At 39.4% G+C, this 24,902-nt stretch carries 21 protein-coding genes and 2 rRNA genes (1 of these 23 running past the window's edge); 12 read left to right on the top strand and 11 right to left on the bottom strand.

Annotated features, from left to right (window positions below; genetic code table 11):
- Together ALPR1_RS18245 and rrf are read left to right on the top strand one after the other, a co-directional pair.
- Nucleotides 1-1,388, top strand: a 23S ribosomal RNA gene (locus ALPR1_RS18245) (it extends 1,478 nt beyond the left edge of the window).
- Between the two features lie 140 nt (nt 1,389-1,528).
- A 5S ribosomal RNA gene (rrf, locus tag ALPR1_RS18240) occupies nt 1,529-1,640 on the top strand.
- A gap of 494 nt (nt 1,641-2,134) precedes the next feature.
- Here the strand turns inward: rrf and ALPR1_RS18235 are convergent.
- The 3 genes from ALPR1_RS18235 to ALPR1_RS18225 form a co-directional block, all read right to left on the bottom strand.
- Entirely contained in the window at nt 2,135-2,575 is a 441-nt protein-coding gene (locus ALPR1_RS18235; protein ID WP_008202904.1) for a DUF1569 domain-containing protein, read from the bottom strand.
- Nucleotides 2,576-2,666: 91 nt separating this feature from the next.
- Complete coding sequence (locus tag ALPR1_RS18230; RefSeq protein ID WP_008202901.1) at nt 2,667-5,066, bottom strand: ribonucleoside-diphosphate reductase subunit alpha; 2,400 nt, start codon at nt 5,064-5,066, stop codon at nt 2,667-2,669.
- A 45-nt stretch (nt 5,067-5,111) separates the two neighbouring features.
- Entirely contained in the window at nt 5,112-6,092 is a 981-nt protein-coding gene (locus ALPR1_RS18225; RefSeq protein WP_008202899.1) for a ribonucleotide-diphosphate reductase subunit beta, read from the bottom strand.
- Nucleotides 6,093-6,688: 596 nt separating this feature from the next.
- On the opposite strand from ALPR1_RS18225, the gene rplU reads away from it, so the two are divergent.
- The 3 genes from rplU to ALPR1_RS18210 all read left to right on the top strand — a co-directional run bounded on the left by rplU (nt 6,689) and on the right by ALPR1_RS18210 (nt 10,496).
- On the top strand, nt 6,689-7,000 hold the full coding sequence (gene rplU, locus ALPR1_RS18220; RefSeq protein WP_008202897.1) for a 50S ribosomal protein L21: 312 nt from the start codon (nt 6,689-6,691) through the stop codon (nt 6,998-7,000).
- 33 nt (nt 7,001-7,033) lie between these two features.
- Complete coding sequence (gene rpmA / locus ALPR1_RS18215) at nt 7,034-7,294, top strand: 50S ribosomal protein L27 (protein ID WP_008202895.1); 261 nt, start codon at nt 7,034-7,036, stop codon at nt 7,292-7,294.
- Nucleotides 7,295-7,442: 148 nt separating this feature from the next.
- Nucleotides 7,443-10,496, top strand: a complete 3,054-nt coding sequence (locus tag ALPR1_RS18210; RefSeq protein ID WP_008202894.1) for a VPS10 domain-containing protein — start codon at nt 7,443-7,445, stop codon at nt 10,494-10,496.
- A 34-nt stretch (nt 10,497-10,530) separates the two neighbouring features.
- Here ALPR1_RS18210 and ALPR1_RS18205 read toward each other — a convergent pair whose 3' ends face one another.
- The 6 genes from ALPR1_RS18205 to lipB are packed head-to-tail and all read right to left on the bottom strand — an operon-like array spanning nt 10,531 to nt 16,251.
- Entirely contained in the window at nt 10,531-11,160 is a 630-nt protein-coding gene (locus ALPR1_RS18205; protein ID WP_008202892.1) for a rhomboid family intramembrane serine protease, read from the bottom strand.
- Between the two features lies 1 nt (nt 11,161).
- Entirely contained in the window at nt 11,162-12,148 is a 987-nt protein-coding gene (locus ALPR1_RS18200) for a polyprenyl synthetase family protein (protein WP_008202891.1), read from the bottom strand.
- Nucleotides 12,111-14,312 (bottom strand): ribonuclease R, encoded by a 2,202-nt coding sequence (gene rnr, locus ALPR1_RS18195; protein ID WP_008202889.1) that lies wholly within the window; start codon nt 14,310-14,312, stop codon nt 12,111-12,113. Before rnr ends, ALPR1_RS18200 begins: the two co-directional genes overlap by 38 nt.
- Before the next feature lie 54 nt (nt 14,313-14,366).
- Complete coding sequence (locus ALPR1_RS18190; RefSeq protein ID WP_008202887.1) at nt 14,367-15,116, bottom strand: 3'-5' exonuclease; 750 nt, start codon at nt 15,114-15,116, stop codon at nt 14,367-14,369.
- 11 nt (nt 15,117-15,127) lie between these two features.
- Complete coding sequence (locus ALPR1_RS18185; RefSeq protein ID WP_008202885.1) at nt 15,128-15,529, bottom strand: hypothetical protein; 402 nt, start codon at nt 15,527-15,529, stop codon at nt 15,128-15,130.
- Nucleotides 15,526-16,251: a lipoyl(octanoyl) transferase LipB gene (lipB, locus tag ALPR1_RS18180; protein ID WP_008202883.1), complete on the bottom strand. Its 726-nt coding sequence runs from the start codon at nt 16,249-16,251 to the stop codon at nt 15,526-15,528. Before lipB ends, ALPR1_RS18185 begins: the two co-directional genes overlap by 4 nt.
- 79 nt (nt 16,252-16,330) lie before the next feature.
- Between lipB and ALPR1_RS18175 the strand changes: the two genes are divergently transcribed.
- Together ALPR1_RS18175 and ALPR1_RS18170 are read left to right on the top strand one after the other, a co-directional pair.
- Nucleotides 16,331-16,687 carry a YraN family protein gene (locus ALPR1_RS18175; protein ID WP_008202881.1) on the top strand — a complete coding sequence of 119 codons (357 nt, stop codon included), beginning with the start codon at nt 16,331-16,333 and terminating at the stop codon, nt 16,685-16,687.
- A gap of 30 nt (nt 16,688-16,717) precedes the next feature.
- Nucleotides 16,718-17,245, top strand: a complete 528-nt coding sequence (locus ALPR1_RS18170) for a YSC84-related protein (protein WP_040303887.1) — start codon at nt 16,718-16,720, stop codon at nt 17,243-17,245.
- Nucleotides 17,246-17,249: 4 nt separating this feature from the next.
- Here the strand turns inward: ALPR1_RS18170 and ALPR1_RS18165 are convergent, their stop codons facing one another.
- Nucleotides 17,250-18,101, bottom strand: a complete 852-nt coding sequence (locus ALPR1_RS18165) for a toxin-antitoxin system YwqK family antitoxin (RefSeq protein WP_008202878.1) — start codon at nt 18,099-18,101, stop codon at nt 17,250-17,252.
- A 135-nt stretch (nt 18,102-18,236) separates the two neighbouring features.
- Here ALPR1_RS18165 and ALPR1_RS18160 point away from each other — a divergent pair, with 135 nt between their 5' ends.
- Complete coding sequence (locus ALPR1_RS18160; protein WP_008202876.1) at nt 18,237-19,439, top strand: pyridoxal phosphate-dependent aminotransferase; 1,203 nt, start codon at nt 18,237-18,239, stop codon at nt 19,437-19,439.
- 87 nt (nt 19,440-19,526) lie between these two features.
- A complete protein-coding gene (locus ALPR1_RS18155) occupies nt 19,527-20,237 on the top strand; it encodes a hypothetical protein (protein WP_008202875.1) in 711 nt (236 codons plus the stop codon).
- 6 nt (nt 20,238-20,243) lie between these two features.
- On the opposite strand, the gene ALPR1_RS18150 is transcribed toward ALPR1_RS18155, so the two are convergent.
- Nucleotides 20,244-21,068 carry an FkbM family methyltransferase gene (locus ALPR1_RS18150; protein ID WP_008202873.1) on the bottom strand — a complete coding sequence of 275 codons (825 nt, stop codon included), beginning with the start codon at nt 21,066-21,068 and terminating at the stop codon, nt 20,244-20,246.
- Nucleotides 21,069-21,205: 137 nt separating this feature from the next.
- Between ALPR1_RS18150 and ALPR1_RS18145 the strand changes: the two genes are divergently transcribed.
- The 3 genes from ALPR1_RS18145 to amaB all read left to right on the top strand — a co-directional run bounded on the left by ALPR1_RS18145 (nt 21,206) and on the right by amaB (nt 24,899).
- Nucleotides 21,206-21,928 (top strand): DUF616 domain-containing protein, encoded by a 723-nt coding sequence (locus ALPR1_RS18145; RefSeq protein WP_008202871.1) that lies wholly within the window; start codon nt 21,206-21,208, stop codon nt 21,926-21,928.
- Between the two features lie 323 nt (nt 21,929-22,251).
- Nucleotides 22,252-23,289, top strand: coding sequence for a DUF4421 domain-containing protein (locus ALPR1_RS18140; protein ID WP_008202870.1), 1,038 nt, complete (start codon nt 22,252-22,254; stop codon nt 23,287-23,289).
- A 65-nt stretch (nt 23,290-23,354) separates the two neighbouring features.
- Nucleotides 23,355-24,899, top strand: coding sequence for an L-piperidine-6-carboxylate dehydrogenase (amaB, locus tag ALPR1_RS18135; protein WP_008202869.1), 1,545 nt, complete (start codon nt 23,355-23,357; stop codon nt 24,897-24,899).
- The last annotated feature ends 3 nt before the right edge of the window (nt 24,900-24,902 follow it).

Here is a 24,902-nt window from a genome sequence, read left to right as displayed (position 1 = left end):
ATACCGCGTTGAAGGTTGTAGGTATTGGACGGGTAGTTAAATGCGCCTGTTTAGCCGAAAGCCGATAGTACCGGGCGTCTACGGACAACCGGATAGTTTCCCTAAGGGCTTCCAAGAAAAACTTCTAGCGTCAAGAGTACATTCACCCGTACCGCAAACCGACACAGGTGGTCGAGGAGAGTATCCTAAGGTGCTCGAGTGAATCATGGCTAAGGAACTCGGCAAAATAGCCCTGTAACTTCGGGAGAAGGGGCGCCTCTGGTGACAGAGGCCGCAGTGAAGAGGCCCAGGCGACTGTTTAACAAAAACACATGGCTTTGCAAAGTTTAACGACTAATATAGCTGACACTGCCCGTTGCCGGAAGGTTAAGAGGGGGAGTTATCGCAAGATAAGCTCTGAATCGAAGCCCCGGTAAACGGCGGCCGTAACTGTAACGGTCCTAAGGTTTTTTTTATTCCTTGTCGGGTAAATTCCGACCTGCACGAATGGTGTAACGATCTGGGCACTGTCTCAGCCATGAGCTCGGTGAAATTGTAGTCGCGGTGAAGATGCCGCGTACCCGCAACGGGACGGAAAGACCCCATGCACCTTTACTGCAGCTTAGCATTGGTACTGGACAAATGATGTGTAGGATAGGTGGGAGACTATGAAGCGGGTTCGCCAGGATTCGTGGAGTCACTGTTGAAATACCACCCTTTGTTTGTTTGGTATCTAACCCTGAACAGGGGACATTGCTTGGTGGGTAGTTTGACTGGGGTGGTCGCCTCCAAAAGGATAACGGAGGCTTCCAAAGGTTCCCTCAGTACGCTTGGTAACCGTACGAGGAGCGCAATAGCATAAGGGAGCTTGACTGTAAGGCCGACAAGCCGAGCAGGGTGGAAACACGGGTATAGTGATCCGGCGGTTCTGAATGGAAGGGCCGTCGCTCAAAGGATAAAAGGTACGCTGGGGATAACAGGCTGATCTCCCCCCAAGAGCTCATATCGACGGGGAGGTTTGGCACCTCGATGTCGCTCGTCACATCCTGGGGCTGAAGAAGGTCCCAAGGGTTGGGCTGTTCGCCCATTAAAGTGGCACGCGAGCTGGGTCAGACGTCGTGAGACAGTTCGGTCCCTATCTGTTGCGGGCGTGGGAAGTTTGCGAGGACCTGACCTTAGTACGAGAGGACCGGGTTGGACCGACCGCTGGTGTACCGGTTGTGATGCCAATTGCATTGCCGGGTAGCTACGTCGGGAAGAGATAAGCGCTGAAAGCATCTAAGTGCGAAACTCCCCTCAAGATGAGACTTCCAAACAGGGCCGTCAGAGACGATGACGTTGATAGGCTACAGGTGTAAAGGCAGTAATGTCATAGCTGAGTAGTACTAATTGCCCGAAAGCTTACCGCTGTTTGTTACAGTTTCTGCCAAGACATGTTATTTTCTTGAGTACAATGTATCGAGTACAAAGTACCAAGAAAGAACTTAAGATATTAGATACAGAGCCGGACAGGCTGATCACTGATCACTGCCGACTGTATACTTACAATTTAGGCGGCCTAGCGCAGGGGTCCCACCTCTTCCCATCCCGAACAGAGAAGTTAAGCCCTGCCGCGCCGATGGTACTGGGGTTACACCCGGGAGAGTAGGTCGCCGCCACATTATTTAAGCCAGCTATAACAGCTGGCTTTTTTTTGTTAATCTCCTTCCTAGCATGTAGTGACCATGGCTGTTTCTGCCATAGCTTCGTAGGTGTAAAATTGAGATGGGGTCCAAGAAGAAACTTTTGGATGAAATCGAATGGATTCAGTGCCGAAAGCAAAGGGGTTACAACCGGGAGAGTAGCCCGCGATAATTATCGGGGGCCGCCACATTATTCAAGCCAGCTATATCAGCTGGCTTTTTTTTGTTAATCCTCTTCCTAGCATGTAGTGACAATGGTTGTTTCTGCCGTAGCTTCGTAGGAGTAAAATTGAGATGGGTTCCAAGAAGAAACTTTTGGATGAAATCGAATGGATTCAGTGCCGAAAGCAAAGGGGGTACACCCGGGAGAGTCGCCCGCGATAATTATCGGGGGCCGCCACATTATTCAAGCCAGCTATAACAGCTGGCTTTTTTTTGCCTATACCTCAGTTCTTTTAATGCTTTTTTCTACCTCAAATATTGAACTGGCCAAAATGGTGTTCAATATGTTTTGGGTGAAATAACTCCCATTCTTGATATGTCATTAATCCAAATCTTGGATGGTTGGTATGGTTCGAAGGGTTTTCTTTAAAAAAGTTTTCGTACTCTTCTATGCTGCTTAAAAGCTTTTCCTTCGCTGTCTCCAAATCGCTATGCTTGAATGGCATAAGACGTTCTCCTATCCCTGGCGCCATAACACCTTGAGGGAATTGTAAGTCAGTATGTAGTAAAGCCTTCTTTTGTTGTAGCTGTTTCTCGGAAGGGGTGAAATCAGGATAAGGAATTCTATTACTAGAAATCTTCATCGTGATAGTTAAATGCTCCACCATATGTTGAGGAGTCATTATCCCGAAATTCTTCTTACTGTCTTCCTTTAACTGGGATAGTCTCTCTTTAATATGCTTTAAATCCATTCTTTTTATTGGTTTAGCTAATTTTTATAAGATAAAAAAAAGCGTTTGATATAATCAAACGCCTTTTACTATTTAACGAACTCTAAATATTTTAACTGCCACACATTTCACATCCATCGGGATCATCTAATGAGCAGGAAATAGCATCTTGTTTTAAAGACTTAGCATCGATCTCTTCCTGCATTGCCTTGTCGACCTTCGGCTCTAAATTACTCTTGTCTAAGGTGAATTTAATGGCGCTGGCAGCGGCTTGAGATCTCAAGTAATACATTCCCGTCTTCAGGCCTTTTTTCCAAGCGTAGAAGTGCATAGAAGTAAGTTTACCGAAGTTCGGATCCTGAAGGAAGACATTCATACTTTGTGATTGACAAATGTATGCACCTCTATCTGCAGCAAGATCAATGATCACCTTTTGTGAGATTTCCCAAACTGTTTTGTAAAGATCTTTAATGTTTTGAGGAACACCTGGAAGACTTTGAACCGATCCATTAGTAGAGATCAATCGGTTTCTCATGTTATCATCCCAAAGACCTAAGCGAATCAAGTCTTTCATAAGGTGTTTGTTCACTACAATAAATTCACCTGAAAGTGTTCTTCTTGTATAAATATTGGTCGTGTAAGGTTCAAAGCACTCATTGTTACCCAAAATCTGAGAAGTGGATGCAGTAGGCATTGGAGCTACTAGCAAGGAGTTTCTCAAACCAACTTTCTTTACTTTTTCTTTAAGCTCAGTCCAATTCCATCTTTCCGACTTTGGAGTTACGCCCCACATATCAAATTGTAATATGCCTTTGGATGCTGGAGAACCTTCATAGGTTTCATAAGTACCTTCTACTTTAGCTAACTCCATAGAAGTTTCTACTGCTGCATAATAGATTGTTTCGAATATATCTTCATTCAATCCTTTTGCTTCAGCTGACTCGAAAGGCATTCTTAACATGATGAAAGCATCTGCAAGACCCTGAACACCCAATCCAATAGGACGGTGTCTAAAATTAGATCTTCTAGCTTCATCTACTGGATAGTAGTTTACATCAATAACTTTGTTCAAGTTACGCGTAGCCACCTTAGTGATTTCGTAAAGCTTTTGATGATCAAAGAATAACTTTCCATCAGGTCCAGTTCTTACAAATTTAGGAAGTGCTAAAGAGGCTAGGTTACAAACCGCTACCTCATCTGGTGCTGTGTACTCAATGATCTCTGTACAAAGGTTAGAGGACTTAATAGTCCCTAGATTTTGCTGGTTAGATTTCTTATTGGCAGCATCTTTATAAAGCATGTAAGGAGTTCCTGTCTCAATCTGAGATTCTAATATCTCAAACCAAAGTTCTTGTGCTTTGACAGTTTCCCTTGCTCTACCTTCTTTTTCGTATTTCTCATACAGTCTTTCAAACTCTTCTCCGTAGCAGTCAGAAAGCCCTGGAGCTTCATTTGGGCAGAATAGAGACCAAGTCTCATTTTGCTCCACTCTTTTCATGAATAAATCAGAAATCCACAGCGCATAGAATAAATCCCTGGCTCTCATTTCCTCTTTACCATGATTTCTTTTAAGGTCTAAGAAATCTTTTACATCCGCATGCCATGGCTCTAGGTAGATAGCAAAACTTCCTTTTCTTTTCCCGCCTCCTTGATCGACATAACGAGCTGTCATATCAAAGTTTCTTAGCATCGGCACAATTCCGTTTGACACACCATTGGTTCCTTTGATGTAGGATCCTTTTGCTCTCACATGGTGGATAGAAAGACCGATTCCTCCAGCAGATTGAGAGATTTTGGCACATTGCTTCAAGGTGTCATAAATGCCATCAATACTATCATCCTTCATGGTTAATAGGAAGCAAGAAGAAAGCTGAGGCTTAGGAGTACCCGCATTAAAGAGAGTAGGAGTGGCATGTGTAAACCATTTTTCTGATAGCAAGTGGTAAGTTTCCACCGCTGCATCAATATCCTCCTTATGAATTCCTACCGCCACTCGCATCAACATATGCTGAGGTCTTTCTACTACTTTGCCATCCAGACGGATCAAATAACTTCTCTCCAAAGTTTTATAACCGAAGTAATCGTACCCAAAATCCCTTTTGTAATCAATGATTGCATCTAGCTTGGCAGCATTTTTCTTAACGACACCATAAACCTCCGGATCGATCAGTGAAGCATTACCACCTGTCTTTGGGTTGATGTAGGTATACAGTCTCTTCATTGTATTTGAGAAAGACTGACTTGTCGTTTTGTGTAAGTTTGAAATAGCAATTCTAGCTGCTAAAATCGCATAGTCAGGATGCTTTACCGTCAAGGATGCACAAACCTCTGCAGCAAGGTTGTCTAGTTCTGAGGTAGTTACTCCATCGTATAAACCATCGATGACTTTCTTAGCCACTTCAATGGGTTGGATGAACTTAGGATCAAGTTCATAACAAAGGTTTTCAATACGGGCGGTGATTTTGTCAAATCGTACCGACTCTCTTCTTCCGTCTCTTTTAATTACTAACATATGCTTTGGAGATTTTAGGTAGTGGGGATGGGGTTATTAGATAATTTAAAAGTCCTCGCCAATGGAGAATCTTGGTTTCGAATCTGAAGAATCTGCGGACTTCATAACGCCAGCTTTTTGATAATCGCCAACTCTCTTCTCGAAGAAGTTGGTTTTACCTTGAAGCGAAATCATGTCCATGAAATCAAATGGATTGGTACTGTTCCATACTTTCTCACAGTCCAATTCTAAAAGAAGTCTGTCTGCAACAAATTCAATATACTGGCACATCAAATCGGAATTCATTCCGATCAATCTTACGGGTAGTGCATCTGTAACAAACTCTTTTTCTATTTTAACTGCATCGATAATAATTTCTCTAACAGTTTCTTTAGGAAGTGGGTTGACCACATGCTTAGTGTAAAGGTGACAAGCAAAGTCACAGTGTAATCCTTCGTCTCTTGAGATAAGTTCATTGGAGAAGGTTAAGCCTGGCATCAAGCCTCTTTTCTTCAACCAGAAAATTGAACAGAAAGAACCTGAGAAGAAAATTCCTTCTACCGCCGCAAAAGCGATTAGTCTTTCCTGAAAGTTTCCATTGTCAATCCATCTTAGTGCCCAATCCGCTTTCTTCTTGACACAGTCTATATGTTCAATCGCATTGAACAATTTGTCTCTTTCTGAAGGATCTTTGATGTAAGTATCTATTAAAAGACTATAGGTTTCAGAGTGGATGTTCTCCATCGCAATCTGGAAACCATAGAAGAATTTAGCTTCTGTATACTGAACTTCCGCCACAAAGTGCTCGGCCAAGTTTTCATTTACGATACCATCACTTGCAGCAAAAAATGCTAACACATGAGAAATAAAATGTCTCTCACCATCATTTAGGCTTTTCCAGTCCACCATGTCCTGACCCAAATCAATTTCTTCGGCGGTCCAAAAACTTGCTTCAGCTTTCTTATAGTATTCCCAAATGTCTGCGTGCTGGATTGGGAATAAGACAAATCTGTTTTTGTTTTCTGATAAAATTGGCTCTTGCTGCATCTTTCTCTCTTAAATAATTATATCTGTTAATATATTCGGCTCCGGTACTTTGAATTTTTTTAAGGAGACCTGGGATAGGAAAGGCTGTCTTTTCAGTACAGCCTTAGGACAAATATGTGAACCAATTCGGACAAATAAAATCCCTGAAGAAGTACTTAAACCTTGTTTTTGACCAGTAGTCAAAAACTATTAAATGCCAAGTAAATCAATAGGTTGTGTGACTCTATTTAAAGTAATTGATTAGTGATCAGGCCTATTTTTGGCTGTTTGAAATTTTTTCAGAAAGTTTAAAAAAAAAATATTTACCAAAATTCAACACGTTTTTTGAACCTTGGTCAATAAAAAATAGTCTGCCATACGAATTTGTAACAGGTTGTCTGTCAATTCTTAAAACCGGAAAAATGTATTTTTTTTGATTATTCACTTAGATTTCCCGTGGTTTATTTTTGATTCAAAAAGATAGTTTTATTTTAAAAGCCAGTTCTTGTTAGTCGCAGACTTTTAAGAGATGCAAGATATTTTAAAACTTGGTTTTTTTCTTCCAAAGTACTTCCTTATATTTGCACTCCGATTTCGACTAAGAATTCATAATACTCATGTACGCAATTGTAAACATCGCAGGAAAGCAGTTCAAAGTAACAAAAGATCAGTTCGTCTATGCTCCAAAGCTAGATGGCGAAGCTGGCGCTTCCGTGGAATTTGACCAAGTCTTGTTAGCGGAAGCTGACGGCTCTGTGTCTGTTGGAGCTCCTACATTAAAAGGAGCCAAGGTATCTGGGAAAATCCTAGATCATGTAAAAGGTGACAAAGTGATCGTTTTCAAAAAGAAACGTCGTAAAGGCTACAAAAAGAAAAATGGTCACAGACAAGATTTTACAAAAGTTTTGATCGAAAATATTGTACTATAAGTTTTCTCTCTGAAAACATAAAAGAATAAAACCATGGCACACAAGAAAGGCGTCGGTAGTTCCAAAAACGGAAGAGAGTCACATTCCAAAAGATTGGGTGTGAAGAAATTTGGTGGTGAGCAAGTAATTGCTGGAAACATCATTATTAGACAAAGAGGTACAAAGCATCATGCTGGTGACAATGTAGGTGTTGGAAAAGACCATACATTATTCGCTCTTGCTGATGGTGTTGTAAAATTCAGAAAGAAGTTTGATGGTAGATCATACGTTAGCGTATTGCCTGCAGAAGCTTAATCTGAAATTTATTAGATATTGAAAGCTCCTTCATTTGAAGGAGCTTTTTTTATGTCCAATTTTTACCTGATGCTGAATGATTTTTTAAACGGCATATCAAGCAGTTCTGAAATTGTTAACTTGAGGAAACCATCAACATACAACTTTCATGAACAAATTGATTCGATTGGGGATATTCTTTATCCTCATGGGGACAACGGTGTTTTCTTTCGCCCAGGAAATTCCCGACCCAAAAATTTACGATGCCTTAGAATGGCGATTAGTCGGTCCGCACCGAGGAGGCCGATCCGATGGGGCTACTGGAGTAAAAGGCAGCGATCATACTTATTACTTTGCATCTACTGGCGGAGGAGTCTGGAAGACGGTGGATTCTGGTAACACCTGGAAACCTGTTTCTGATGGGTTTTTTGGAGGTTCCGTTGGAGCTGTAGCTGTTTCGGAAAGTGATACCAGTGTTGTTTACGCTGGAGGAGGAGAAAAGACGGTTCGTGGAAACGTCTCTTTTGGATATGGAGTATGGAAAAGTAAAGACGCTGGAGAAACCTGGGAAAGAGCTGGCTTAGATAAGAGCCGTTTTATTTCTAGAATGAGAATTCATCCGGATAACCCAGATGTAGTTTATGCTGCTGTAATGGGAGATATTTTTAAGCCAGATGAAACGCGAGGTGTTTTTAAAACTACTGATGGCGGAGAAACTTGGGAAAAGGTTCTTTACTCAACAGATGTAGCTGGGGCTGTAGACTTGGTGATGGATCCGCAGAATCCTGATGTTTTATTTGCAACCACCTGGGATATCAAAAGAACGCCCTATAGCCTTGAAAGTGGCGGTCCTGGATCCAAGATGTTTAAGACGACAGATGGCGGAGAAACCTGGGAAGACTTAACCGAAAAGGAAGGTTTTCCTGAAGGAACTCTGGGGATCATGGGGGTTACAGTATCCCCTGTTAATTCAGATAGAGTGTATGCAATCATTGAAAATGAAAATGGGGGAGTATTTGTATCGAAGGACGGAGGCGAGTCATGGGAAAAGACCAATGACGATAGAAACTTAAGACAAAGAGCATGGTACTATACACGGATATTTGCTGATTCACAGGATGAGGAAACAGTATATGTTTTAAATGTGAGCTACCATAAATCTACTGATGGAGGAAAGACATTTAAGAGCGCAAATGCTCCACATGGAGATCATCATGATCTATGGATCGCTCCAGATGATAATCAAAGGATGATTATTGCTGATGATGGAGGTGCGCAGATTTCTACCGATGGTGGAAAAAATTGGTCTTCTTTAATGAATCAGCCCACCTCACAGTTTTATAGGGTTACTACGGATAATAGTTTTCCATACAGAATCTACGGTGCTCAGCAAGATAATTCTACAGTAAGAATCAGACATAGAACAGATGGCAGATCCATTACGGAAAATGATTGGGAGCCTACAGCAGGTGGAGAAAGTGGTTGGATTGCTCCAGATCCATTAAACAATGAAATCGTTTATGGGGGTTCTTATGGCGGTTATCTGACGCGCGAAAATCATACGACAGGAACATCTAGGTCTGTCAATGTTTACCCTAACAATCCAATGGGACATGGCGCTGAAGATATGAAATATAGGTTCCAGTGGAATTTCCCTATTTTCTTCTCACCTCATAACCCAAAACTTCTTTATACGACGAGTAATCAATTCCATCGTTCTACCAATGGAGGTCAAAGTTGGGAAGTTTTTTCTCCAGACTTGACAAGAAATGATAAGAGTAAATTAGGTCCTTCTGGTGGTCCAATAACGAAGGATAATACTTCGGTGGAATATTATGCGACTATTTTCACAGCAGCAGAATCTCCAGTAAAAGAAGGAGTTCTTTGGGCGGGCTCTGATGATGGCTTAGTGCATGTAACAAAAGACAATGGTGTTACTTGGACGAATGTTACTCCAGCAGATATGCCTGAATGGCTTCAGATTAATAGTATCGAGGCAAGTCCATTTGATCCGGCAGAAGCCTATTTCGCTGCTACAGGTTATAAGAGTGGAATCTATGAGCCTTTCTTGTATACTACAAAGGACTATGGGGAAACTTGGACAAAGATCACCTCTGGTATTGATGCCGAGCACTTCACTCGTGTGATAAGAGCAGACCCTGTGAAAAGAGGGATCCTTTACGCTGGAACTGAGACGGCCATGTATTATTCTAAAGATGATGGTAAAAACTGGCATTCTCTTCAATTGAATTTACCTATCGTGCCAATAACTGATTTGGCGATCAAAGAAAATAACCTGATCGCAGCTACTCAAGGTAGATCTTTCTGGATTATTGATGACTTGACGGTTCTACACCAAGCAGAGCCGGGGATGGAAAGCAGCGAATTGAAATTATTTAAGCCACAGGATTCTTATAGAATTGATGGCACGAAGAGAAAGAGTGAGACAGCTGGAACCAACAGACCTGGAGGTGTTTTGGTATATTACTATATCAATGAAGAGCCAGAGGATGAATTGAAAATAGAATTTTTTGATGCCAATGACCAACCATTAAAAGCTTACTCCACAAAAGGAATTGATGGGGATACTTTAAAGGTTAAAAAAGGCAGTAATGAATTTAATTGGAATCTAAGAGTGGAAGATGCAGAGGATTTTGAAGGGATGATTATGTGGTCTGGAAGTTTAAGAGGGCCTAAAGTTGTTCCAGGAACCTACAAAGTAAAAATCACAAAAGACGGAGTGGCTCAGGAAGAGTCCTTTAAAGTTTTACCAGATCCTCGGTATGAATCTTCTCAAGCAGATTTAGAAGCTCAATATGAGTTTTTAATGAGTGTCCGAGATAAGTTGACTGAAACTCATCGTGTCATCAAGTTGATTCGTCAATATAGATCTGAAATGGATAGTTTAGAGACGAAACCAGCCAACTTGGATATGATCAAGGCTGAAATGGATGAGATTGAGAAAACGCTTTACCAAACTCAGAACCAAAGTCGTCAAGATCCTCTTAACTTCCCCATTCGATTGAATAATAAGTTGGCGCACTTAAATGTGGTGGTAGGGAATGGTGATTGGAAACCAACAGACCAATCATATGAAGTGAAGGATGAGCTGACCGAAAAGATTGATGTAGAACTAGCTCGATTTAAAGAGCTCGAACAGAAACAGATTTCACAAATCTTCAATATTGAAGAAATGAGGACGAAAATAGATATTAAGAAGTAAAATTAAAGCTCCCGATTTATATCGGGAGCTTTTTTTAAAATGGCTGGTAAGATTTGATTTCTTCAAAAAAAGTAAGAGCACTATTTGGAGAAATAATCAATATGAAAATAATTCCAAAAATTGCCCCGTATAAATGGGCATCATGATTAATTGCATCATCTCCATTTTTACCCCTCACGTAAGAATAGATCAGAAATAATCCACCTAAGATAAACCCAGGAAGACAGAGGATACCAAACAAACAAATGTCTGATAAAGGCATAATGATAATACTGGCAAATACTGTTGCAGCCGTACCTCCTGAAGCGCCAAGAGCTCTGTAATAGCTGTGATCTTGATTTTTTAGGTATGTAGGAATGTCTGAAAGGACAATACCGAGAATATAGAATACGATATAGATCAAGCCTCCGAAGCCTAATCCAAATTTATATGCCAAAAACTGCTCTACAAATCCTCCAAAAAAATAGAAGGTGAACATGTTAAATAGCAAGTGCATGTAATCTCTATGAATAAATCCAGAGGTTACAAATCGATCCCATTGCCCTTGTCTTTTGATGATGTATGGGGTGAACATCCATCGGTTTAGAAATTCTGGTTTATTAAACCCAATGATACTGGTGATTGCTGTGAGTACAATCAATAAAGTGGTGATAGAAAATCCCATGTTATTTTTCTCTATGGATCAGGTCCACGGTCATTTTTTTGAGCTCATTAAAATAGGAAGGATATTTTGAGTTGATGTTTTCAAGCTGTTCGAAGCCAGCATCAAAATAACTATTCATCTTTTTTTCTGTCAACTCTCTTATTCCTAATTTCTCGTAGATAGCTTTTACAGAATTCACTTTTTCCTCTTTGTCAAATTCAGTTGCAGCAATCCATTGGTCCAATTCCTGAGCAATTTCTCCGCTTGCGAGTTCTTTAGCCTTAATTAGTAAAAACGTTTTCTTATTTGAAATAATATCTCCTCCTACCTGTTTTCCGAATTTTTCCTGATCTGCAAAAACATCCAAAAGATCATCTTTAAGCTGAAAGCCTATTCCCACATTCACTCCAAATTCATACAGTCTATGAGCTTCATCAGAACTTGCTCCGCCCAAGATCGCTCCCATTTTTAAGGCGCATCCCAGCAATACAGCTGTTTTTAGACGGATCATGTTCAGGTAATCCTTCTCATTCACATGATCTTGGTTTTCGAAATTCATGTCAAACTGTTGACCTTCACAAACATCTGCAGCTGTTTTATTAAAAAGGCGGATGATTTCTGGTAGCAAAGCCGGCTCAGTTTCCATCAATAGATCGTATGCTTTGACAAGCATGACGTCTCCGGAAAGAATCGCGATGTTGGCATCCCATTTTTCATGAACCGTAGCATTTCCTCTTCTCAAAGGAGCTTGATCCATGATGTCATCATGCATGAGAGTAAAATTGTGAAATACCTCAATTGCTGATGCTTGACTCAGGATTTTGCCAGGGTTTTCGGCATACATTCCATAGGCAAGCAAGCTAAGGAGAGGTCTTATTCTTTTACCTCCTATATTCAGGATGTAATTTATTGGTTCATAAAGTTCCTTTGGGGATTCTCCAAAATTTTGGTTTTGGATAAAAACCTCCAGTTTATCTAAAAGCGCGGTTGCGTGGCTTTTTTCCGTCATTGTCTGCAAATTCCAAATCTATAGTTCTTCGGTCAATATCAGTATTTACTACTCTGACCTTCACTTTGTCACCCAAAGTGATCATTTTTTTCGTTTTCGATCCGACCAGTCTCATGTTTTTCTGGTCAAACTCATAATAATCGTCTTCCATATCCTGTACCCGGATCATACCCTCACATTTTGTCTCGGAAATCTCCACAAATACTCCCCATTCAGTGATTCCACTGACAATCCCTTCGTAATCTTTGTCCTCTGCTAAGGACATAAATTCCACTTGCTTGTACTTGATGGAAGCTCTTTCTGCATCTGCAGCTCTTTTTTCCCGGTCGGATGAATGAACACATTTTTGTTCCCAAGAATCTGGATCGGGAGATTTACCACCTTGAAGGTAGTGATCCAGTAATCGGTGCACCATCATATCTGGGTATCTCCTGATAGGAGATGTGAAGTGCGTGTAATGTGCAAATGCTAATCCAAAGTGCCCTTTTGGCTCGGTGGTATATTTAGCTTTAGCCATACTTCTGATCGCGAGTTGTTCCAAAACATTTTGTTCTGGTTTCCCTTGAATTTCATCCATTAATTTATTCAAGGCTCCCGAAATTTTCTGTTCATTTTCTATGTCAAACTCATGTCCAAACCTCTTAGCAAATCCTGAAAATGTATCCAGTCTTTCCATATCAGGGAAGTCATGGGTTCTGTAGACAAAAGTATCCTTTCCTTTGTTCTTTTTGTAAATAAACTCTGCTACAAACTTATTGGCAAGGAGCATAAATTCCTCAATAAGTTTATGGATATCTTTTCTTTCTTTGACGATTAGGCCCAAGGGAGTTCCTTTATCATCCAGTTTGAACTTTACTTCTACAGTTTCAAAGTTAACAGCTCCATTATTGAATCTCTTTTTTCTGACTTTCTTAGCCAAATCATTCAATAAAGTTAATTCAGCAAAGAAATCTCCCGACTGATTATCTATATTTTCCTGCGCTTCTTCGTAGGCAAATCTTCTGTCAGAGTGAATAACTGTTCTTCCTATCCAATGTTTTAAAATATTTGCTTCCCTATCCATTTCAAAGACACAGGAGAAAGTGAGCTTGTCTTCATTGGGTCTCAAAGAGCATAGTCCATTACTCAATCTCTCTGGAAGCATTGGGATTGTTCGATCCACTAAATAAACAGAAGTAGCTCTATTAAAGGCTTCTTTTTCCAGAGCTGTTTTTGGTTGTACATAATGGGTTACATCTGCAATATGAACTCCGATTTCTAAGTTTCCATTAGGTAGTACCTGATAGGAAATGGCATCATCAAAATCCTTGGCATCTGCAGGGTCAATAGTAAAGGTGGGTACTCCTCTAAAATCTTTCCGTGATTTTATCTCTTTTGCAGTAATCTTCTCTGAGATAGCATTTGCCTCCTTGTTAGGTTCCTCGGGATATTCAAACGGAAGCCCAAATTCAGCCATGATGGAATGAATTTCTACCTCATGTAGTCCTGCTTCACCTAATACTCTGATGACTTTTCCAGTAGGGTTTTTATCGCCTTCTCTCCATTCGGTAAGTTTGACAACTACTTTTTCGTTGTGTTTTGCTCCTTCCAGATCTCCTCTATGCACAAAGATGTCTTTGTGCATTTTCTTAAAGTCCGGGACAACAAATGCAAAACGAGGCGAAATTTCCACTCTCCCTACAAACTCGTCTCGAGCTCGCTCGACTACTTCCAGCACGCGGCCTTCAGGTTTCCCAAACTTACTTTTCAATGGGTTAACCATGACTCTCACTTTATCTCCATCCAAAGCCTGCTTCATATCAGCTTCTTTGACCATGATATCTCCTTCACTTTTTTCAGGATCATCTGGAATGATAAAAGCAAATCTAGGATTAACGAAATCTACTGTACCTTCTATGAAGCTGGGATCTTTGGTAGAGGAATAATAGTTTCTTGGATTTTTCGAGACATGCCCACTCTCCAGAAGTTTTGCGAGTATGGGCTCCACAGCTCCTTTACTTAATGAGTCACGGATGTCGAGTTTTTTGATGATTTGTTTGGAGTTGAATTCTACTCCATAATTAGTGTCTAAAAATTGGACGATTCGCCTGGTTAAGTTGGCGGCGTCATTACTATGTCCTTTTTTATTATTTCTTGAATTCTTTTTGTTTGATTTTCTTCCCATATGTCGGGGTGATTGTGTTTGTCCAATGTATAAAGAATTGCATGTCTTTTCGCATTAATCTTTATGATCTTTGGGTGAATCTTCTAAGTGTACCATCTCCAGCTCCATTTCATCAAGCTGTGGGTGCATTGCCAAATAAACGCGGGCAGTCACTTCTACGTCTTTTCGGCAGTACTTTTTGATTCGGTTGATATTTTTTTCTAAGTGAAAAGTGGTATTGACTTGACTGCCATCTAAGTCATCTTTGGATGTTGGGATTCCGAAAACTGCAGCTAAAAGTTCTAGTCGGGTGTAATGTTTGTAATCTCCAAACTTCCAAAGCTCTAAGGTATCCAGATGCCTAACTTCCCAAGGTTTTTTCCCTGCAATCTGCAAGGGCTCAGGAAGTGTGACTCCTTGTACCAACATTCTCCTGCAAAGGTAAGGGAAATCAAATTCCTTTCCATTATGTGCACAGAGAATCCATTTTTTCTTCTCTAATAAAGTGTTAAAGTCTAAAAGAAGTTCCCTTTCATCCTCATTGGAAAAAACTTTAGATCGGAAAATCAGCTTTTTATCTTTTTTCTTCCATTGAAAATAACCCACACCTACGCAGATTACCTGTCCAAATTCTGCATGGATTCCTGCCCTGTCAAAATATAGGGCTCCAGGTTCTATTTTGCCATTTTCAGTTTGGATAAGCTTTTCTTTTTTGATCCATTCATCCTGCAACCTCGGGGGAAGGTTCTCAAATTTATCAGACAATGAAGCTGTTTCAATGTCCAAAAAAAGGATGTCTCCTAATTGATCAAAAAAATTAGCCATAGTACTGTGGTTTAACCGTGAAGAATACCCTCCAAACCCAATTCAGGAATCATTTGGAGGTTAGCAGGATCAAAACTGCCTGGAGTAAAGATAAACTTTTTATCAAAAATCTGGTCGAGGATGTAATAACTTACCCAAAATTCATTAGTTAAAGTAAAAACGGCAGGGTCGATAGGTTCTATTTTAGCCATCTCTTGCGCTCCAAGCTCTTCAATCATATGCCTTAATGTAGACGTTTTTCGCTTTTCGCCCTCCAGCTCTCCATAACCCTTCGAGGTAATCATGACGGTGCTCAGTTCGATTAAGTTTAAGTTGAGAAGGTAGACTGCCCACTCAGTGCCTGTCTCTTTTTCTTCTTTTGCGATCGCAAGCTTTACACCTGTTACTGGATGAAAGTTGATGTCTTTTTTCATGCTTGAAGTTTTAAATCCATTTCGAATTGCTTCTCAAGTTGAGCTAATAATTTTCCTTTTATTTCTTCCATATCGATTTTTCTACCTAACTCTTGGCTGAGTGATGTCACTGCTTTGTCTTCAATTCCACATGGGACAATGTGTCCAAAATAACTCAAGTCCACATTTATATTTAAAGCAAAACCATGCATGGTCACCCAACGGCTGGATTTGACTCCCATTGCGCAGATTTTTCTTGGATTCTTTTGCTCCAAATGATCAATCCAAACTCCCGTTAATCCTTCAATTCTCCCTGTTTCTACACCATATTCTGCCAAGGTATTAATAATGGCCTCTTCCAGATATCTCAAGTATTTGTGGATGTCGGTAAAGAAATTATCAAGGTCTAATAAAGGGTAACCAACCAATTGGCCAGGTCCATGATAAGTGATGTCACCACCGCGATTTATTTTGTAAAAAACCGCTTGATGATCTTTTAAACCAGCTTCGTTAAGAAGTAGGTGCGCTTCTTTTCCGCTTTTTCCTAAGGTGTAAACATGAGGATGCTCAACAAAGAAAATATAGTTGTTAGTAGGTTCCTGTTGATCTGAAGGAAGGTTTCTGTTTTTGATTTTAGTATCCACAATACTAGCAAAAACAGACTCCTGAAAATCCCATGCTTCTTGGTAATCCATTTTCCCTAAATCTCGGAATTCTACCTTTTTATTAATAATTTCGTTCATAGTAGCCTATTGGGTAGCTTCCTAACATCTTTTTTGGACTTCCCGTTTACTTTTTTTCAAAATTAAGCAATTATTCAAAATGGCTGAACATAATAGATCTGGTCAGTTGGCAGAAGAAATGGCAGCACAATGGCTGATCAGTAAAGGATATCAACTTTTAGAGAAAAATTATCGCCATGGGTATGCAGAAATTGATTTGATCTTAACCCATAAAAAACTTTTGGTATTTGTGGAGGTGAAGTTTCGTTCTGGTACAGGGTTTGGATATGCAGAAGAGTTTGTGGATTACACCAAGCGTAAACTTATTATCAAAGCGGCAGATCATTACATCCATGAAAAAAACTGGAAATCAGATATCCGTTTTGATATTGTTGGCGTTTACAGAGACAGAACAGGTGCCATAAACTATAGGCATTTTGAAGATGCATTTTATTAATGCAAGCATATTTCACCCAAAACTATTATGATGAAAAAAATTATTTTTACAGCGCTTTTTGCAGTAGTTGCTGTTTACTCGTTTGCCCAATCTTCTAAAAAAGATGAGCAGATAATTGAAGATAGTCAAGAAGCAAAGGAAGCCTTTTTAGAAGATGATGAAGGTATGTCTCAGTTTTTTGAGAATTCCTATGCTTACATCATCCTCCCAAATGTGGGCAAAGGAGGTCTAGGTATAGGTGGCGCTGCAGGCAATGGTGTGGCATTTGAGCAGGGAGAAATGATCGGTTTTGCTAAAATGACGCAGGTGACAATAGGTTTTCAGGCTGGTGGGCAGTTGTATAGCGAGGTGGTGTTTTTTGAGACCAAAGAAAAGTTTGATCGATTCAAAGAGAGTAAAATAGAAATGGCCGCTCAGGTTTCTGCAGTAGCAGCAGCTTCAGGTGCATCTTTAAACGCCGAGTATGTTGATGGAGTGGCAGTTTTTACCCGAACCAAAGGTGGACTGATGTATGAAGCATCTGTGGGAGGGCAGCAGTTTAAATACCGAGCCCAATAAAAAATTAAAGGTCTTTTTTATACACAAGATTTCCGTCCTTATCCCATTCTGCGCGAATGTAGGGGCGGAAATTTTTTGAATAAGCTTCCTCCTGATATTGGATTTCACGTTTTCTAATGGCTTTGGTGTTTCCTGTGTCCCAATACTCAGTCCAAAGCCCCACTTTTTCCCCGTATTGATATTCTCCGGTGACAGCTACTTGTTTGTCATCATAGAAATAAAAATAATTACCTTCTTCTAAGCCATATTGGATCGGTGTGATTTCCTCGACAGTATTGGTGGAGGCATCGTAATATTTGACTCTAGATTCACTAGGCCAACCTTCATTGAAATGATTTTTATCCTGAAGCACATTCTTTGAATCGAAAAGCATCCAGGTTTTATGCTTTTTCCCAAAGTAAAACATGCCACTTTCAACCACTGTTTCATTGACCGTTCTTTCGTAAGGGCCATGTAATAAATACCCTTTTCCTTCTTCATATCCAGAAGTTTTTATGCTTCTTTCTTGAGTGTCATACCAGTAAACATCTCTTATATAAGGGCTAGGTCTTCTGCTTTCCTCGGTATAATTAAAATATTCAAAGATTTGTTGATCTCGGATTTCTCTCTTGGTATAGCCTTTTCTGGTTTTCAGTCCAAACCAGATGTTTTTTCTCGCTTTCTTCTTTTTCTCTTTTTTCTCCTCTTTTTCCTTATTGTCATCAAATAGCAATAAGGGCATGGTAGTAGGAAGTAGATTGGAATCTACCACACCTGAGGAATCAGGGTCTGCTTCCTTTTGGGTGTCCGATTCTTGGGCAAAACTTAATTTGCTGAGAAAAAGGAGGCTGAACAGAAGAAAATAATATTTACTCATCTATCTAAGAAAACGGAATAAGCTCCCGAGTATTTTGCTTCAAAAATAACATTTCGCTATCAAAACCAGACAATTGTTTAGAATTTATAATCTTCTCTCTATTTTTGGGAGATTTTGAATAAACCACAGAAAATAATGAATTCTATTCTATCAGATCGGATCATCAACATGGAAGAATCAGCTACGCTGGCAATGGCAAAAAAAGCCAGGGAGCTGAAATCTCAAGGGATCGACATCATTGGCCTAAGTTTAGGGGAGCCAGACTTCAAAACTCCTAAGCATATTCAGGAAGCGGCAAAAGATGCAATTGATGAAGGTAAATACTTTTCGTATCCCCCAGTTGCTGGATATCAGGATTTGAGAGAAGCAATAGCCAAGAAGTTAAGAGATCAAAATGAAATCGCACAAGCAAAAGCTGAAAACATTGTTGTTTCCACTGGAGCGAAGCATTCCATTGCGAATGTTTTTATGTGTATGATCAACGAAGGAGATGAAGTTGTGATATTCTCTCCTTACTGGGTGAGTTACGCAGAGATTATCAAATTAGCAGGCGGCGTACCTGTTTTGATTGAAGGTACTCTTGAAAATAATTTTAAAGCTACAGCTGCCCAGTTGGAAGAGGCAATTACTCCAAAAACTAAGGCTGTGATATACTCTTCTCCATGCAACCCTTCTGGATCTGTATTCAGTAAAGAAGAGCTGGAGGCTATTTCTCAGGTGGTTTTGAAGCATGATAATATCATGGTCATTGCAGATGAGATTTATGAGCTAATCAATTTTGTAGGAAGAAATTATAGCATTGCATCTTTTCCAGGGATGTTTGAAAGAACCATTACTGTCAACGGTTTTTCTAAAGGCTATGCAATGACTGGATGGAGAGTAGGTTATATCTGTGCTCCTTTGTTCATCGCAAAAGCGGTAGAAAAGATCCAAGGTCAGTTTACTTCTGGTGGTACGGGCATTGCACAGCGTGCGGCTTTGGCAGCAATCTCAGGAGATCAAAAACCTTCTCAGGAAATGGCAGATGCTTATTTCAAAAGAAGAGAATTGGTGATGGGCTTACTGAAAGAAATTCCTGGTATCAAGACTCATGTTCCTGAAGGGGCATTTTACTTCTTCCCAGATGTGTCTGATTTCTTTGGGAAATCAGCTAAAGGTCATACCATAAGTAATGCTGATGATCTTTGTTTGTACCTATTAGAGGCAGCAAATATATCTTTGGTTACTGGAGCGGCTTTTGGAGCACCAACTTGCGTAAGACTATCTTATGCGGCATCCGAGGAAGAGCTAAAAGAAGCATTAGGCAGAATGAAAAAAGCTTTAGGCGAGTTAGCTTAAAAAAAAATAATGAGGAATAACCCTGGAGAAATTCAGGGTTATTTTTTTGCCTTGGCGGAATGACTTAATTTTGAGCAAATCTTTTTTATGGCTGAAGTAATCGTAATTACACCCGTTAAGAATTCTATTGAAACCACCTTAGATACAGCACGAGCTATCGCTGCTTCCAGTGTCAATGTCAGGCATGTTATTTTTAACGATTTCAGTACTGAAGAAACCAAGCAAAAACTGGAAGAAGAAAAGAATCAAATCGGATATGAGTTGATTCATATTGAAGACCTGACAGATCATCCTTCTCCAAATTATAAACTGGTACTTCAGGTTTCTCAAAAGAAGGGGTTGGAAAGTAAATTGCCAGTGTTAGTAGTAGAATCTGATGTGGTAGTAAAAACCAATACTATTTCAGATATTTTAAATTTTCAATTGGCCCAAAAAAAATCAGGTCTTGTAGGATCTGTTACCGTTGATGAGAAAGGAAATGTAAATTTCCCCTACCTGAAATTTAAAGGTGTGAAAGAGTCTGTGATATCCACCCAAAGGAGTTTGAGTTTTTGCTGCACTTTGTTCACATTGCCATTTTTGGAGGCTTTCGATTTCGCAGGTCTTGATGAGGCAAAAGATTGGTATGATACTTTTATTTCCAAAAAAGCTATTGAATTGGGTTTTGAAAATTATGTGCTCATGAATGCTCCTGTGTGGCACCGTCCCCATGCAAGTCGTCCTTGGAAGCAGTTAAAATACAGCAATCCCTTAAAGTATTATTTTCTGAAATTCTGGAAAGGTCTTGATAAGATTTAGATTTTATCAATCCATAAATTGACGCATTTCTTTATTAGTGGATTTTAATGCGAGGGTATCTCTTCCAAACTCTTTAAGCAAATACCCATTGGATCTAAGTAACTCATAGCAAGATTCTAAGTCTTTAGGGTCCAAGTTTTCATTTTCGAAAATAATTGCTTCCGGTTTGGTGTTTGGAATGTCAAAAATCAAAATTACTTGCAGATCATAGCCTTCAGCATCTATTTGCAGCAAGTCTATTTGTGAAATTTTATATTTTTCAATTAAGGTTTTTGGTGAAATGACATCCACATCCACCGCTTGAATTTGTTCTTTAGGATCCGAAGGAATTTCTAAACCATATTTGTCGCAATTAAGCTGGACTACACCATTTTTGAAATGATCCTCAATTTTCTCTAGGGAAAATGATGCTAAGCCGGTTGCCCAGCGCATTTCTGAAAAGCCAATTTTATAGAGTTTTTGAGAACCATCTTCTTCTCCAATTGCAGCGCAAATAGGATATAGCCCTTCATTCTTTTGATAAATCTTACTCAATTCATTTTTATAGACATCGGGTTGAGGTTCTAATAGTACCCCTTTCCAACGGTCTCTTTTTATGAATTTGTGAATAGGGTCGTGAGTTATCCCATCATTTGCTCCAATCTGTATCACATAAAAATCTCCTTTTTTTGATTTGGAATAGGCTGAAAGAAACTCAGAAAGACTACCTTTTTTAGGTTGATAAAAATGTTTGTAGAACGAAATAAAAAGAGGGTTGTCTGAAGCACTAAGATTAAATCTTAAATTTTTCCAAAATGCCTTGAAGGAAGACTTTACTTTATGTTTGAACATGAAGCTATTGTATGAGTAAGTTTGGTTTTTTATCGATTGAAACTTCAATATTAACTAATATTTCATTGTCCCATGCATTTTTGACTTCATGCATTCTTAGCGATATTTAAAGAATATTAAAATTTACTCTTGCATTCATGTCCAAAAAACTGATCTATTCCGTAGTTACCAATCAATACGATACGATAAAGCCGGTCCAAAGCTTTTCAGGATTTGATTTCTGGTTATTTACAGATCAAGAGGACTTGAAGGTAGAAGGGTGGGAGACTAAACCCATCCCCAAATCAGAAGAGCCTATTAAGCAGCAACGCCTAATAAAAATCAAAAGCTCTGAACTTCCTTCCGAATATGACCTAACAATCTACATGGATGGAAATATGGAGATAATTCAAGATCCACAATTGTTCCTTGATAGATTTTATAATGGAGGTTTTATGACATGTGTTCACCCTAAGCGTTCTACTTTGCAGGAGGAGGCCAAAGAGATCCTTCGAAAGAAAAAAGATCTTCCTGTGAATGTGGAGAAAACTTTAGCTTTTGCAGAATCACAAGGATTTAAAGACGATATAGGACTTTTTGAAACGATGGTACTGGTTCGGGATAGATCTCAGGAAGTAAAAGATTTGGAAAGTCAATGGGCGAAAGTCTTCTCAGAAAATTCACATCGAGATCAATTGAGTCTGCCGATAGCATCTTTTCTATCTGGCGTCTCAATTCATGGAATCCCGAGAATTGAACTTTTTAAGTACATCAAAAGGAATAGAGGGCATAATGTTTCTTTGAAGTTTTTCAGAGGCAGTTCAAAGCCTCATGCAAAAAAAGGGTTCCTAGATTTTCTTTTTAAAAGTAAAGGGGGTTGATGTGACTCAAGCCCTTAGTTATCAGTGATCTCTAAATATGGGTGATCTTTAAAAATGATTTCAATTTGTTCTATAAATCAAAATTAAAGACTTTTTTCATCTTGATTTTCTAAAAAAATCCAAACAATAATTTGTTTAATTAAATGATTGTGATAAATTTATAACGGTGATTAAACAACTTTTCTCTATTATTTGATTTTTTAAGACTTTGAATTCGAATAGGATTCATTTTTCGAGCTCTATCAGTTTTCAAAAATCCGGATTAAGGTCCGGATTTTTTTTTGAGTTTATTTTCCCCCTATTTTTAGGCCTAAATCAAATTTATGCCGGCGTACTCCAAATCCTTTATAATCTTATTTGCAGGATTATTGTCTTTTTTCTTATCAATCTCTGCTTTTGGTCAAGTGGTTTATGATACTAGCTATGTGGATATGCAGCCGGAAAAGTTTTTAATCAGACTTTATACCTCAAAAAAATATACTGATTTGAGAGTGGCTGTGCCAGGAGAGGGAAAGGATTATAGGTTTATGCCTAATTCTGGTCTCAACCTAGGTCTTGGCTTTACTTATCAGAAATTCACATTGAATGTCGCTGGGCCATTTGGCTTTATGAATAAAAGTCGATACGAAGATTGGCCGATATATTTAGATCTTCAGGTTCATGCTTATCCCAAAAAATTAATCATTGATTTTTTGGGCCAGTTTTATAATGGTTATTCCATAGCTTCTGAATATTTAAGTAATACTTCCGAAGATTACCCTCGGGAAGACATGAAATTAAGAACTGTAGGGCTCAATGTGAATTACCTGTTTAATGGTGAGAAATTGTCTTTGGAGGCTGCATTTAATCAATCACATATTCAGAAGCGTTCTGCTTTTTCTCCCTTTGTTGGTTTTGAAGCTTATGGAGGATCAGTCAAAGGAGATTCCTTATTGATTCCTAGTTCTGAAATGATCAGCCTTTCCTCTAACTTCCAAAAGTCTAGCTATTTTTTAGCAGGGCCAAATGCCGGGCTTGCTGGAACATTGGTTTTTGGAAGAGGTTTTTTCTTGACAGGAGTAGCATCGGCAAATCTCAGTCTTGGATATTCGGATTGGGAAAATCAAAATGTAACCAAGAAATGGGGTGTAGTCCCAACTTATTTTTTGAGAGGGTTTTTCGGATATAACAACGACCGATTCTCAATTAATATGAACTATGTCTATAAAAACTCTAATCTTATCAAAGAGGAGTTTTTTGATAACTCGATCAATACCGGGAATTACAGAGTTAATTTGATTTATAAAATCAATGTCGGTGACAAATTCAAAAAGGGTTTTCAGAAGGTGAATCCAATAAGAATTCTTTCGGATCTTTTATGATTAAGAAAGAGACAGATCTTTTAAATATTTATAGCTTTAAGTAGTAAAATAAAACAACCCAAATTATGTCTGATCAATTCGGAATACAGAAATCGCTACAAATTTTAGGGATAAAAGATAAAAACCCCGGGTCCTCAACGGGAACGAAATGGATAGGTACTAATGAAGCTTTTTTTGCTTCCATTTCGCCTGCAGATGGTAAAGAGATCGCTCAAGTGCAAATGGGGAGTAAGGAGAGTTACGAGGCTATTATTTCTCAATCTCAAAAGGCCTTTGAGACTTGGAGAAATGTCCCTGCACCACAGAGGGGTGAGATTGTTCGTGAGATTGGAAATGCACTGAGAGAGGTGAAGGCTGATTTGGGGAAGTTGGTATCCTACGAAATGGGGAAATCTTACCAGGAAGGCTTAGGAGAAGTTCAGGAAATGATTGATATCTGTGACTTTGCCGTGGGTTTATCCCGGCAATTGTATGGATTGACCATGCATTCTGAACGACCAGGTCATCGTATGTATGAGCAGTGGCATGCTTTAGGGATTGTAGGGATTATTTCTGCATTTAACTTTCCAGTAGCCGTTTGGTCATGGAATGCTGCATTGGCTTGGGTTTGTGGAGATGTTTGTCTTTGGAAACCATCCGAAAAAGCGCCTTTATCTGGCATTGCCTGTCAAAATATTGCTGCCAAAGTTTTTGAAAAGCATGGGATGCCTGAAGGTATTTGCAGTTTGATTGTAGGAGACTATAAGGTTGGTGAATTGATTTCTCATGACAAAAGGGTTCCTCTAGTTTCAGCCACTGGTTCGACGAGAATGGGGAAACTTGTTGCCGAAGCAGTAGGAGCTAGATTGGGAAGATCTTTGCTTGAGTTAGGAGGTAATAACGCGATTATCATTACTGGAAGTGCGGATTTGGATATGGCGATTAGAGGGGCATTATTTGGTGCAGTAGGCACCGCAGGACAACGTTGTACTTCTACTCGTAGATTAATTATTCATTCTTCAGTTTACGATGAGGTGAAAAGTCGATTGGCTGATGCCTACTCTAAGTTGGTAATTGGAAATCCCCTTGATGAAAAAAATCATGTTGGACCGGTGATAGATGAGGACGCCGTAAATATGTATCTGGCAGCGCTAAAGAAAGTGGAGACCGAAGGTGGCAAAGCTGTCGTCGAAGGAGGAGTGATGAAAGGAGAGGGGTATGAATCAGGTTGCTATGTGAAGCCGGCGATTTATGAGGCAGAAAATCACTTTGAAATTGTTCAGCATGAAACATTTGCTCCAATTCTATATTTAATTAAATATGAGGAGTTGGAAGAAGCGATTGCTTTGCAAAATGGAGTGCCGCAAGGCTTATCCTCTGCGATAATGACCTTAAATATGAGAGAGGCTGAAGCCTTTTTGTCGGTAGCAGGTTCAGACTGTGGGATAGCAAATGTGAATATAGGTACCTCTGGAGCAGAAATTGGAGGTGCTTTCGGAGGAGAAAAAGAAACTGGAGGCGGTCGTGAATCAGGTTCGGATGCTTGGAAAGCCTATATGAGACGGCAAACTAATACAATCAACTACTCTGCTAATCTTCCTTTAGCTCAAGGAATAAAATTTGATATATAATTA

Origin of the sequence: Algoriphagus machipongonensis, from assembly GCF_000166275.1 — a bacterium.
Classification (GTDB): Bacteria; Bacteroidota; Bacteroidia; order Cytophagales; family Cyclobacteriaceae; genus Algoriphagus; species Algoriphagus machipongonensis.
This window is presented reverse-complemented; position numbering and strand designations above follow the sequence as displayed.

Bases quoted from the DNA above. Each gene is read 5' to 3' on its own strand.
- ALPR1_RS18235 (WP_008202904.1), bottom strand. From the start codon at position 2,575: ATGGATTTAAAGCATATTAAAGAGAGACTATCCCAGTTAAAGGAAGAC.
- ALPR1_RS18230 (WP_008202901.1), bottom strand. From the start codon at position 5,066: ATGTTAGTAATTAAAAGAGACGGAAGAAGAGAGTCGGTACGATTTGAC.
- ALPR1_RS18225 (WP_008202899.1), bottom strand. From the start codon at position 6,092: ATGCAGCAAGAGCCAATTTTATCAGAAAACAAAAACAGATTTGTCTTA.
- rplU (WP_008202897.1), top strand. From the start codon at position 6,689: ATGTACGCAATTGTAAACATCGCAGGAAAGCAGTTCAAAGTAACAAAA.
- rpmA (WP_008202895.1), top strand. From the start codon at position 7,034: ATGGCACACAAGAAAGGCGTCGGTAGTTCCAAAAACGGAAGAGAGTCA.
- ALPR1_RS18210 (WP_008202894.1), top strand. From the start codon at position 7,443: ATGAACAAATTGATTCGATTGGGGATATTCTTTATCCTCATGGGGACA.
- ALPR1_RS18205 (WP_008202892.1), bottom strand. From the start codon at position 11,160: ATGGGATTTTCTATCACCACTTTATTGATTGTACTCACAGCAATCACC.
- ALPR1_RS18200 (WP_008202891.1), bottom strand. From the start codon at position 12,148: ATGACGGAAAAAAGCCACGCAACCGCGCTTTTAGATAAACTGGAGGTT.
- rnr (WP_008202889.1), bottom strand. From the start codon at position 14,312: ATGGGAAGAAAATCAAACAAAAAGAATTCAAGAAATAATAAAAAAGGA.
- ALPR1_RS18190 (WP_008202887.1), bottom strand. From the start codon at position 15,116: ATGGCTAATTTTTTTGATCAATTAGGAGACATCCTTTTTTTGGACATT.
- ALPR1_RS18185 (WP_008202885.1), bottom strand. From the start codon at position 15,529: ATGAAAAAAGACATCAACTTTCATCCAGTAACAGGTGTAAAGCTTGCG.
- lipB (WP_008202883.1), bottom strand. From the start codon at position 16,251: ATGAACGAAATTATTAATAAAAAGGTAGAATTCCGAGATTTAGGGAAA.
- ALPR1_RS18175 (WP_008202881.1), top strand. From the start codon at position 16,331: ATGGCTGAACATAATAGATCTGGTCAGTTGGCAGAAGAAATGGCAGCA.
- ALPR1_RS18170 (WP_040303887.1), top strand. From the start codon at position 16,718: ATGAAAAAAATTATTTTTACAGCGCTTTTTGCAGTAGTTGCTGTTTAC.
- ALPR1_RS18165 (WP_008202878.1), bottom strand. From the start codon at position 18,101: ATGAGTAAATATTATTTTCTTCTGTTCAGCCTCCTTTTTCTCAGCAAA.
- ALPR1_RS18160 (WP_008202876.1), top strand. From the start codon at position 18,237: ATGAATTCTATTCTATCAGATCGGATCATCAACATGGAAGAATCAGCT.
- ALPR1_RS18155 (WP_008202875.1), top strand. From the start codon at position 19,527: ATGGCTGAAGTAATCGTAATTACACCCGTTAAGAATTCTATTGAAACC.
- ALPR1_RS18150 (WP_008202873.1), bottom strand. From the start codon at position 21,068: ATGTTCAAACATAAAGTAAAGTCTTCCTTCAAGGCATTTTGGAAAAAT.
- ALPR1_RS18145 (WP_008202871.1), top strand. From the start codon at position 21,206: ATGTCCAAAAAACTGATCTATTCCGTAGTTACCAATCAATACGATACG.
- ALPR1_RS18140 (WP_008202870.1), top strand. From the start codon at position 22,252: ATGCCGGCGTACTCCAAATCCTTTATAATCTTATTTGCAGGATTATTG.
- amaB (WP_008202869.1), top strand. From the start codon at position 23,355: ATGTCTGATCAATTCGGAATACAGAAATCGCTACAAATTTTAGGGATA.